The following is a 10,651-nucleotide window of genomic DNA, read 5'->3' on the forward strand; positions in this document are numbered from 1 at the left end:
TTTAGGTAACAGAGATCCCCTAGCCTGCTAAAATCAGCAGGCTAACTCGTATAAATAAATATTATTTCGCCTTTATTGAATTAAATATTCTTAAACTTATGTACCGTAATTTGTTGATATTGAGTATTTGCCTCAAGCATGACATTCGGAAAATGATCAATATTGACCGCATTCGGATAACCGTGGGTTTCTAAACAGAGCCCATGGAATTGATTAATGCTATAACCTTCATCGTCAATATGGCTGCCATCGAGAAAGTTACCGCTGTAAAATTGCACGCCGACTTCCGTGGTACTAATTTCGAGTTCTCGGCCAGAAAGCGGATCTTTTAACACTGCAATTGTCTGCAAACTGTTTTTATTGTCAGGATTTCTATCCATCACAAAATAATGATCATAACCATTAGCTAATTGCTTAATATCTGCGGCAATTGCCTTTGGTTGTTTGAAATCGTAGGCGCTATCGTCGACTAAGATTAATTCGCCGGTTGGGATCTGTTCATTATCTAGGGCAAGAATATGGCTGGCATGGATGGTTAACTCATGCTCCAAAATACCTTGCTGTTTGTTTGAGGCAAGATTCCAGTAGGCATGATTGGTTAAACAGACGGGTGTGGTTTGATCGCAAGAGGCGTGATAACTTAGGATTAATTCATTGTTTTCATTGAGGCGGTATTCTAGCTTAATGGCAAGATTACCCGGAAATCCTTGATCGCCATCGGGACTGGTAATGCTGAAAACCGCCACCACACTGTCACTGTTCTGCAAAGTCTCAACCTGCCAAGTGCAATGGCTTAATCCTTTAGGTCCGCCGTGAAGTTGGTTATTGCCTTCGTTGGCGACTAATTGAATCGTTTTACCTGCTAAAGGAAATTGTGCTTTACCAATACGATTCGCGACACGGCCGGCGGTAATACCAAAATAATAGGGATTAGTCGCCCAATCTTTAATATCTTGATAGCCAAGACTTAATGAAATAGGTTGCTCATCTTTGCCATAAAGTTTTACCGACCAAATGCTAGCGCCGTAATTTGATAGAACCACTTCAAGCCCGTGGCTATTGGCAAGCGTGACTAATTGTAATTCATCCGCAAATGCGGCATGTTCTACATTTTTTTTAGAGACGGAGAGTTGCATGGTGAGTGCTTTACCTTTTATTTAAAAATAAACTCAGCACTCACCTCATTATTCAATGAACTGAAATTTTATTGTGATATTTAAATCCAACCTCCATCAACAATAAAATTTTGTGCGGTGCAGAGTTTGCTATCATCTGCTGCTAAAAATAACGCCATAGCAGCAATATCTTCGGGCATTACATATTCTTTAATACATTGGTTATTTTCGATATGTTTTGCCGTATCTTTATCTACCCAATGTGTGAGTTGACGTTTTGTCATCACCCAACCCGGCGTTAAGGTATTAATCCGGATTTTATCTTTGCCTAAATCGGCGGCTAAGCCTCGAGTTAAGCCCATGACGCCTGCTTTTGAGGCTGTATATCCCGCCATTCCCGCTTGACGATTGTGCCAACTCATCGAGCCCAAATTGATAACAGAACCCCCGCCGAGCCGCTGCATTTGCGGCCTTACCGCTTGTACGGCAAAAAAGTAGTGCCGCAAATTGGTATTTAAGCATTGGTCCCAATATTCTGGCGTGACTTCATCTATGCTATGCCTTTCATCGCACGCGGCATTGTTAATCAATACTGAGATAGGGCCTAAATCGTCTTCAACCTGAGCAATGACGCTTTTAAGCGCAGCTACATCGACAAGATCACAGTGATAAAATTTCACACTGGCGTCAGGCTGAGTCTGCTTAAGGCCTGTGAAAAGTTGAGCCGACTCCTCAACTAAAATGTCGACAAATGCCACCTTAGCGCCCTGCTCTAAAAAAGACCGTACTAAGCAAGCCCCAATACCCGTACCACCGCCACTGATAAAAATGGTCTTACCTTGTAAACTCGGGTATTGATTAGTCAACTTCATAACTCAACCTTTTATTAAAATAATTATTTGGTTTCATTATAAAAGAAAACGAGTTCATATTTAATGGGAATGTGCGGGTATCTCTGCACCTCGACATCCCACGAGAAAATCAAAATCACATCCCTCATCCGCTTGGAGCACATGGTCTTTAAAGAGCGAGAGATAGCCGCCATTGATTGGAATGGATTTCACCGCCGCGAGTTTTGCTAGGCGGGCTTGTAACTCTTGGTCGCTGATCTCCAGCTGTAATATCCCTGCATAGGTATCGAGCGCTATCATGTCACCATTTTGTACTGCGGCGAGCGGCCCAAGGGCTTGTGCTTCTGGCGCAACATGGAGAACAACGGTACCAAAGGCGGTGCCACTCATGCGTGCATCGGAAATCCTTACCATATCTTTAATTCCTTTCTTCAAAAGCTTTGGTGGCAATCCCATATTGCCGACCTCAGCCATGCCCGGATATCCCTTAGGACCACAGTTTTTAAGCACCATAATGCTGTTTTCATCAATATCCAGTTCAGGATCGCCAATGCGAGCGTTGTAATCATCGAAGCTTTCAAACACAACCGCTTTACCACGGTGTTGCATCAAGTGCGCGCTGGCGGCGGAGGGCTTGATCACTGCGCCGCGAGGCGCGAGATTGCCGCGCAGTACGCGAATGCCGCCATTTTCGACCAAGGGATTTTCAAGTGACATAATCACCTCTTGGTTATAACAAGGCGCCTCTTTAACATTGTCCCAGAGGCTAGCGGTATTGACGGTGAGCGTGTTTTTGCTCAGTAAATCATGCTCAAACAGCGGCCTTAATACTGCTGGCAGTCCACCTGCGTAGTAAAAGTCTTCCATTAAGTACTGACCCGAAGGCTTAAGATTCACTATGGTCGGTACAGTGTAACCATGGCGCCAGTCATCGAGTGACAGTTCAACCCCTATCCTGCCGGCAATGGCCTTTAAATGGATAACGGCGTTAGTTGAACCACCAATGGCGGCATTGACTTTGATGGCGTTGATAAAGGCATCACGGCTTAAAATTTTACTTAAGGTCAAATCCTCTTTGACCATATCAACAATTCGCATTCCCGACATATGGGCCAACACTTGGCGGCGAGAATCCACCGCAGGAATGGCGGCATTGTGTGGCAAACTCACGCCGAGGGTTTCCACCATACAGGCCATAGTCGATGCAGTACCCATAGTGTTACAGGTGCCCGTTGAGCGGGACATATCCGCTTCGGCATTCATAAATGCGGCGAGGCTGATGTTGCCTGCTTTATATTCTTGATGCAGTTCCCATACGAGTGTGCCAGAACCCACATCCTTGCCCTTATGCTTACCATTGAGCATGGGCCCACCCGTGACGACTATCGTCGGTAAATCACAACTGGCCGCGCCCATCAATAAAGCCGGAGTCGTTTTATCACAGCCCACTAACAGCACAACACCGTCGATGGGATTGCCACGAATGGCTTCTTCCGTGTCCATAGCCGCAAGGTTACGCGTTAACATGGCGCTAGGGCGCAAATTGGACTCGCCATTCGAAAACACGGGGAACTCCACCGGAATGCCACCCGCTTCCCGAATGCCATTCTTTACTCTTTGGGCCAGTTCCCGCAGGTGACCATTGCAGGGCGTTAATTCTGACCAGGTATTACAAATACCAATCACAGGCTTATTTTGAAAGTGATGCTCGGGTATGCCTTGGTTTTTCATCCAACTGCGATACATAAAGCCATTTTTATCATCACTACCAAACCAGCTTGCCGAACGAAGTGTTTTCGGTTTTTTATTATTCATATGACACCTTCGTTTTCCAAAGCACGTGCCCTGCCCGACATATTCAATTAGCCGCATTACAGTCGACTATCAGAGAGTTGGTGCACCTTTATGCCCTGAGTTAACAATTTGTACTTTAATATTGCTAGCACGTAAAAGTATTGGTATTACTATAATACTAAAATATCAAAAAACAATAGAGGAAGTATGAAAAAGGCATTTTCTAGTATTTGTGTGAGTGCTTGTTTGGCATTGATCACCACGGCCAGTACAGCGGCAATTGCTGCTAACCCTTTGTTTACGGATGTATTTACCGCCGATCCTGCCGCTATAGTGCACCAAGATACTGTCTATCTTTATACTGGCCATGATGTTGCAAAGGACAATCGTACCTTCTTTGAAATGCATGATTGGCTCGTTTTTAGCTCTAAGGATATGCACAACTGGACGGCCCACGGTAGCAAGTTATCGGTGAAGGATTTCAGCTGGGCAAAAGGAGATGCATGGGCAAGCCATGTGATTGAGAAGGATGGTAAGTTTTACTGGTATGTCACGGCAAGACACAACAAAATCAATGGTTTTGCTATTGGTGTCGCGGTTGCAGATAGTCCACTCGGCCCCTTCAAGGATGCCCGCGGCAGCGCCCTTATCACCAATGATATGACCACAGATACCGAGATTGATTGGGATGATATCGATCCTGCTGTTTTTATCGATGATGACAAGCAAGCCTATCTGTTTTGGGGCAACACTAAGCCAAGATTTGCCAAGCTAAAAGCCAACATGATTGAACTCGATGGCCCGATCCATGCCATTGATGTTCCTAACTTTACCGAAGCACTTTGGGTACATAAAAAAGATAAAACCTATTATCTTTCATACGCTTCAGGCTTCCCTGAAAAAATTGCCTATGCGACCAGTGATAGCATTCAGGGGCCGTGGAAGTACCAAGGCATCTTAAATGAAGTGGCGGGCAACTCGCCGACAAACCATCAAGCGATTATTGAATTTAAAGGTAAATCCTACTTTATCTACCATACCGGCGCATCGCAGGATGGCGGCGGTGAGTTTAGACGTTCGGTGGCAATTGACCCGCTGCATTACAATGCCGATGGCACCCTACAGCGTATTCATATGACAAGCGAAGGCATCAACGAGCCGCAGTAATCCTATTTTTTACTCGCTCCAAAGTAAAAATGGTGAACCTAAGTTCACCTTTTTATTTGCAGTAAAGCGGCGTTAAAAATTGAAGCAAGCCGTTATTTACGCACGATATTTTTATGCACTGTATCTTGAGACGTCGAGAGTAATTTATTCATCTCGGCTTTCGCGCCTTCACTGTCCCCTGCGGCAATCGCAGTGTAAATGGCTTTGTGGCCAGGGAGGGATTGGATAAAGTCATCCTGAATTGTGCTACTGAGTCTAAAGATTTCGAGCAGCGCAGATTGAATCGACACGCCGAGAGACACCATAAACTCGTTATTGGTCGCATCTAAAATCGCCATATGGAAATCGATATCCGAGGTATACACTTCATCCGTACCTAATTCGGCTGCTTCCATCTTAGCATAGGCAGCCGCAATCACCTCAAGCTGCTCTGGGGTGCGTTTCTTGGCAGCCAGTTCCGCCGCAGCAGGTTCAAATACGGCACGAATTTCATAGAGCGAAGTATAAAACTCAGGGGAAGGTTTCGATTGGGAAAACCAGTTTAAGATCACCGGATCAAACATATTCCAGTGGCGACGCTCACGAATTCGAGTGCCAAGCTTAGGGCGAGACTCGATAAGCCCTTTTGCTGTGAGCACCTTAAAGGCTTCCCTTAAGGAGGTGCGTGAGACTTCCAGCTCTTCACAGATAGCATTTTCGTTAGGGATATATTCACCTGGCGCATAAAAGCCGCCCACAATGCGGGAACCTAATTCGCTTGCCACCCAGTTATGGATATTCTGCGGACGGTTATTTGCTTGATTTGCCATAGTGCCCTCTTTAACTCTCTATCTCTGTGCTCAATCCAATCAGCTGGATAAGGTACTTAACGCTGATAAACAAATGTTATGATACTACCTTTCATGCTAAAGGTAATAAAAATTTTGTTAACGCTAAGAATTTATGGGGATTTCCTTAAACTCATTGTCCCTACCTTACCCCAAACTTTTACATTGTAAAGCCTAATTTTGCGTTGTAGCCAGTGATTGGACAAGCTCGCAACGGCTATTGAGCGCTTAGAAAATAGTCATTTTCAATCTGTAATTCAGCATGCACATCGACCACAAACATCCCCGCAGCTTCGGCAGCTTGGATGCCCGCCTTCGCATCTTCAAATACGATACAGCGCTCTGGCGCTATGCCCATCAGCTCGGCGCAGCGTAAAAAAGTATCAGGCGCAGGTTTGGGTGACGCGACTTGGTCAGCCCCCACCACATAATCGACTAATTCCAACAATCCACACAGGGTTAAGATTTGAATTGCTTCCTCTGTGTAGGCCCCTGTGCCGACCGCCATTGGGCGTTTGCCCTGATTCTGCTTGGCAAATTCTGCTAATGCCGTCGGTTTCACATATAAATGCATAGTGTCGCGCACTAGGGCTTCTTTATACTCGTTCATGGCTTCGCAACTGGCCGTAGGCGTGACGCCAAAATGGGCGATCAGAATCTCTAAGGTGCCAATAGTAGGCACGCCCGCTAACGAGCGCATCAAGGCTGGCTCAATCGGGATACCAAAGTGCTTTAAGGTTTGTCGCCATGCCTGTTCATGCAACTGACCACTGTCGACTAAGGTGCCATCCATATCGAAGATAATGCCGTCAAATTCTGTATACATCTGTGTTAACCCTATGAAATGAATGGTTCCAGAAAAATGAAAGCCGCCCGAGGGCGGCTTTATTGCTGCGCAAGAATTATAACCCTCTTGCTAAACCGTAATAAACGGAATTTTGGCGAAGTTCATTCTTAAACTCGCGGATCTTAGTGTCGGCATCGATGATAACCAGTTCAGCGCCGGCCATTTCGGCAAAGTCGACAATCTGATCCGTCGTGATGGCTTGACTATAGGCCGAGTGGTGAGCGCCACCGGCGTGGATCCAGGCTGCGGCGGCAACCGCTAAATTCGGACGAGGCTCCCACAGCGCAGACGCGACAGGCAGATTTGGCAGATCCTGTGGTGGTGTCACTGTATCTAATTCATTGAGAATGATACGGAAACGGTTACCTAAATCGATTGTCGATACATTGATTGCAGGGCCCGCTTTACCAGTGAATAACAGACGTGGCACGTCACAACGCACACCAATAGTGTGGCGGTGAACTTCTAAACGCGGTTTTGCCGCAGCAATCGAGGGGCACACTTCTAACATGTGGGCGCCAAGAACTTGGTCAGTCACCCCAAAGTTATAGGTGTAGTCTTCCATAAAGGAAGTACCACCGGCACGGCCTTGACCCATCACCTTCATAATGCGCACCATGGCAGCCGTTTTCCAGTCACCTTCGCCGCCGTAACCGAAACCGTTCGCCATCAGACGTTGGGTAGCCAGTCCCGGTAAGCCTGTCATGCCGGTGAGGTTTTCGAAGCAGTTGGTAAAGGCACCAAATCCACCTTGGGTTAAGAATTGGGTTAAGCCGAGTTCAATCTTGGCTTCTTTTCTTAAACGGTCTAATTGGTATTCATCACCAAAAAGTTCGTTACCCACTTGGTATTCGCTGGCGTAACGATCGAGCTGTGCGGTTACATCGCCTTCGGCAATGGCTGCAATCGCTTCATTAAGTTCACCTAAGCTATAGGCGTGCACTTCGTAACCGAATTGAATTTGTGCGGCAACTTTGTCGCCTTCGGTCACGGCCACTTGACGCATGTTGTCGCCAAAGCGGGCGATACGCAGGTTTTGACTCTCGTGCCAACCTGCTGCTGCGCGGCACCAATCATCGATTTGTGCCTGTACATCGCTCGATTGCCAGTGACCCACAACCACTTTGCGCTCTTTACGCATACGAGTGCCGATAAAACCAAATTCGCGGCAACCGTGGGCACTTTGGTGGGTGTTCATATAGTTCATATTGATTTCGCTCCAAGGGAGCTCGGCATTGAACTGGGTATGTAAATGCATGAATGGCTTGCTTAATTCATTCAGGCCAGCAATCCACATCTTGGCGGGAGAGAAAGTGTGCATCCACAGAATGACGCCAACACAGTTTTCATCGCTGTTGGCCGCTTGGCATACGGCATGAATTTCCCGTGGGGATTTTACGGTTGGCTTATACACCACTTCCATCGAAATGGCGGAAGATTCATTAAAACCATGAACAATTTGCTCACTGTTTTTAGCGACTTGTTCTAATACCTTCGGGCCGTATAAATCCTGTGAACCCGTGATAAACCACACTTGTTTTTGTTTGAAGGCTTTCATATTACTCTCTCTAGTTTGAAATGAGACCCGACTGGCAATTACTTGCTTTGGCCGTAATAAGCGTCTTTTCCATGCTTACGCAAATAGTGCTTATCAATAAGCTCTTGTTTTAGCTGATTTATACCTGGTGATAATGTTTTGGTGAGATACGCCATCCGGGCGATTTCTTCGAGCAACACGGCGTGGTACACAGATTTAGCCGCATTCGCGCCCCAAGTGAACGGCGCGTGGCCTGCCACTATCACCATGGGTGACTCGTTGGGATCTCGGTCGGCGAAACAATCGAGGATCTGCACGCCGGTTTCTTCTTCATAGTCGCGGCTGATCTGATCGTTGCGCATCACAGCTGTGCATGGGATTTCACCGTACACATAATCGGCCTGTGTCGTGCCTAAGCAGGGAATCGCGATCTGGGCCTGCGCCCAGGCGGTGGCATAGGTTGAATGGGTATGGGTAATGCCACCAATACTCTGCCACTGACGATACAAATAGGTGTGTGTCTTAGTATCCGATGAAGGACGCATGCGCCCTTCGACGATTTGATTCTCAAGGTCGACAATCACAATGTCTTCAACCTTCAAATCTTCATAGGGCACGCCGCTGGGCTTGATACCAATCACGCCGAGTTGACGGTCAATTTGTGAAACGTTGCCAAAGGTGTAAGTCACCAGTTTGCGTTTCTCAAGCTCCATGTTGGCTTCGTAGACTTCGCGTTTTAGCTCTAAAAAAGACATCTTATTTTGCTCCATCAACATAGTGGCCAAGGGCTAAGTACGCTTGATAAAGCGCTTGATATTTCTGTGCGTTTTCAGGATTCGGTTGATAGGTTTTCGCAACGCTTGAGGCCATTGCGGCTTGGGCACTCAACACATCGGGATAAACCCCGGCTGCGGTTGCGGCATAAATGGCGGCGCCTAGGGCACAGCTTTGTTCGCTCTCGAGTACGTCGATATTGCAATTCCACACATCGGCGCAGGTTTGCATAATGAAGTCGGATTTTTTCGAGATCCCACCAATGGTGACCACATGGTCAATGCAAACGCCTTCTTGTTTGAAGCGCTCGATAATGGCCCGTGCGCCATAGGCGCTAGCTTCCACTAAAGCTTTGAAGACTTGCGGTGCTTGGCTGCCCATGGTTAAACCTGTGATAGCCATGGCAACAGATTGGTCGGCATCGGGCGTGCGACGTCCATTAATCCAATCCAGTGCGACAATACCCGTCTCGCCAACGGGGATTTTCGCGGCCGCATTGCCCAGCACGGTTAAGGTTTCGGCCTCGAGTTGCTGAATAAGTTTGGCTCTGGTGTTGTCATCAAACAGCGCTGAAGTGTCGAGCTGTTGCATCGGCCATGCGGAGAGATCCCTAAACCAAGCGTAAAGATCGCCAAAGGCGGACTGACCCGCTTCAAGACCAATCATGCCGGGCAATACGGAACCATCGACCTGACCGCAAATCCCTTTGATACAACGCTCTCCAATATCTTCATAACTGGCGACGGTAATGTCGCAGGTAGAGGTCCCCATCACCTTGGTTAAGACGCCGGGCTTAACATTGGCCCCAACGGCGCCCGCATGGCAGTCGAATGAGCCAAAAGACACTATAACCTCGGTCGATAGCCCTAAATGCTGTGCCCACTCAGGGGTTAACTGACCACAAACCTTGTCGGATGTGCAGGTTTCAAGGGGTAATTTGTCTCTTAAACCATCGAGTAAGGGGTCGATGCCAACGAAAAAGTCATTAGGTGGATAACCATTCCATGACTCATGCCACATCACTTTGTGACCAGCGGCGCAGCGCCCTGCTTTAAAGACTTTTGGATGCGTAGTCCCCGTCATTAATGCGGTGATCCAATCACAGTGCTCGACCCAGCTGTAGGCGGCTTGTCTTACCGCGCTGTCATGGCGCAGTACGAATAGTGCTTTGGCCCAAAACCATTCAGAGGAATAAATCCCTCCTTCATATTTCAAGTAATTTTCGCTTGCATTGTTTGCTGCGGCGGTAATTTGCTGAGCTTCGAGAATCGCGCTGTGATCTTTCCAAAGCAAAAACATGGCGTTGGGGTTATTCGCAAATTCTGGTTTTAAGGCTAAGGCAACACCGGCTTCATCTACTGCTATAGGGGTTGAACCTGTGGTATCAACACTCAACCCACAGACTCTTTGCGCGGCGCCACTGGGGGCTTTTGCCCATAATCCTTGCACTACCTCGATAAGGCTTTCGATGTAATCGAGGGGATGTTGTCTAAATTGATTCTTCGCGGGCTCGCAAAACAGCCCCTTCTTCCAACGTGTGTAGTACACCACATTGGTTGCTACTTCTGCGCCCGTTTGGGTATCCACCAATAACGCGCGTACTGAATCAGAGCCGTAATCAAGCCCTAACGCGTAAGCCCCTAAAACATTCGACATTTGCATCCCCATTCATTTTGTCTGCGCCCTATTCGGTTTACGCAGGTAGAGTGAATATCATTTCATACTACAATATTACTACG

9 protein-coding genes are annotated in these 10,651 nt (G+C 47.2%); 1 reads left to right on the plus strand and 8 read right to left on the minus strand.

Annotated elements, in window-relative coordinates; all coding sequences use genetic code 11:
- Positions 1–80 precede the first annotated feature (80 nt).
- The 3 genes from MMG82_RS17310 to MMG82_RS17320 form a co-directional block, all read right to left on the minus strand.
- On the minus strand, positions 81–1,136 hold the full coding sequence (locus MMG82_RS17310; RefSeq protein ID WP_241407193.1) for an aldose epimerase family protein: 1,056 nt from the start codon (positions 1,134–1,136) through the stop codon (positions 81–83).
- 80 nt (positions 1,137–1,216) lie between these two features.
- Complete coding sequence (locus tag MMG82_RS17315; protein ID WP_241407194.1) at positions 1,217–1,987, minus strand: SDR family oxidoreductase; 771 nt, start codon at positions 1,985–1,987, stop codon at positions 1,217–1,219.
- 60 nt (positions 1,988–2,047) lie between these two features.
- Positions 2,048–3,781, minus strand: a complete 1,734-nt coding sequence (locus MMG82_RS17320) for an IlvD/Edd family dehydratase (RefSeq protein WP_241407196.1) — start codon at positions 3,779–3,781, stop codon at positions 2,048–2,050.
- Positions 3,782–3,967: 186 nt separating this feature from the next.
- On the opposite strand from MMG82_RS17320, the gene MMG82_RS17325 reads away from it, so the two are divergent.
- Positions 3,968–4,927, plus strand: coding sequence for a glycoside hydrolase family 43 protein (locus MMG82_RS17325; RefSeq protein ID WP_241407197.1), 960 nt, complete (start codon positions 3,968–3,970; stop codon positions 4,925–4,927).
- Between the two features lie 92 nt (positions 4,928–5,019).
- On the opposite strand, the gene MMG82_RS17330 is transcribed toward MMG82_RS17325, so the two are convergent.
- The 5 genes from MMG82_RS17330 to MMG82_RS17350 all read right to left on the minus strand — a co-directional run bounded on the left by MMG82_RS17330 (position 5,020) and on the right by MMG82_RS17350 (position 10,568).
- Positions 5,020–5,736 (minus strand): FadR/GntR family transcriptional regulator, encoded by a 717-nt coding sequence (locus MMG82_RS17330; RefSeq protein WP_037418975.1) that lies wholly within the window; start codon positions 5,734–5,736, stop codon positions 5,020–5,022.
- A gap of 235 nt (positions 5,737–5,971) precedes the next feature.
- Complete coding sequence (locus tag MMG82_RS17335; RefSeq protein WP_241407198.1) at positions 5,972–6,580, minus strand: beta-phosphoglucomutase family hydrolase; 609 nt, start codon at positions 6,578–6,580, stop codon at positions 5,972–5,974.
- A 76-nt stretch (positions 6,581–6,656) separates the two neighbouring features.
- A complete protein-coding gene (gene araA, locus MMG82_RS17340; protein WP_241407200.1) occupies positions 6,657–8,159 on the minus strand; it encodes an L-arabinose isomerase in 1,503 nt (500 codons plus the stop codon).
- A 38-nt stretch (positions 8,160–8,197) separates the two neighbouring features.
- Positions 8,198–8,893 (minus strand): L-ribulose-5-phosphate 4-epimerase, encoded by a 696-nt coding sequence (locus tag MMG82_RS17345; RefSeq protein WP_037418966.1) that lies wholly within the window; start codon positions 8,891–8,893, stop codon positions 8,198–8,200.
- A gap of 1 nt (position 8,894) precedes the next feature.
- The gene (locus MMG82_RS17350) at positions 8,895–10,568 is read right to left on the minus strand and encodes a ribulokinase (RefSeq protein WP_241407201.1); all 1,674 of its coding nucleotides are present in this window, start codon (positions 10,566–10,568) and stop codon (positions 8,895–8,897) included.
- Between the last annotated feature and the right edge of the window lie 83 nt (positions 10,569–10,651).

This window comes from Shewanella sp. MM_2022_3 (assembly GCF_022557375.1).
In the GTDB taxonomy this organism is placed as follows: Bacteria; Pseudomonadota; Gammaproteobacteria; order Enterobacterales; family Shewanellaceae; genus Shewanella; species Shewanella xiamenensis.

Bases quoted from the DNA above. Each gene is read 5' to 3' on its own strand.
- MMG82_RS17310 (WP_241407193.1), bottom strand. From the start codon at position 1,136: ATGCAACTCTCCGTCTCTAAAAAAAATGTAGAACATGCCGCATTTGCG.
- MMG82_RS17335 (WP_241407198.1), bottom strand. From the start codon at position 6,580: ATGTATACAGAATTTGACGGCATTATCTTCGATATGGATGGCACCTTA.
- araA (WP_241407200.1), bottom strand. From the start codon at position 8,159: ATGAAAGCCTTCAAACAAAAACAAGTGTGGTTTATCACGGGTTCACAG.
- MMG82_RS17315 (WP_241407194.1), bottom strand. From the start codon at position 1,987: ATGAAGTTGACTAATCAATACCCGAGTTTACAAGGTAAGACCATTTTT.
- MMG82_RS17330 (WP_037418975.1), bottom strand. From the start codon at position 5,736: ATGGCAAATCAAGCAAATAACCGTCCGCAGAATATCCATAACTGGGTG.
- MMG82_RS17320 (WP_241407196.1), bottom strand. From the start codon at position 3,781: ATGAATAATAAAAAACCGAAAACACTTCGTTCGGCAAGCTGGTTTGGT.
- MMG82_RS17350 (WP_241407201.1), bottom strand. From the start codon at position 10,568: ATGTCGAATGTTTTAGGGGCTTACGCGTTAGGGCTTGATTACGGCTCT.
- MMG82_RS17325 (WP_241407197.1), top strand. From the start codon at position 3,968: ATGAAAAAGGCATTTTCTAGTATTTGTGTGAGTGCTTGTTTGGCATTG.
- MMG82_RS17345 (WP_037418966.1), bottom strand. From the start codon at position 8,893: ATGTCTTTTTTAGAGCTAAAACGCGAAGTCTACGAAGCCAACATGGAG.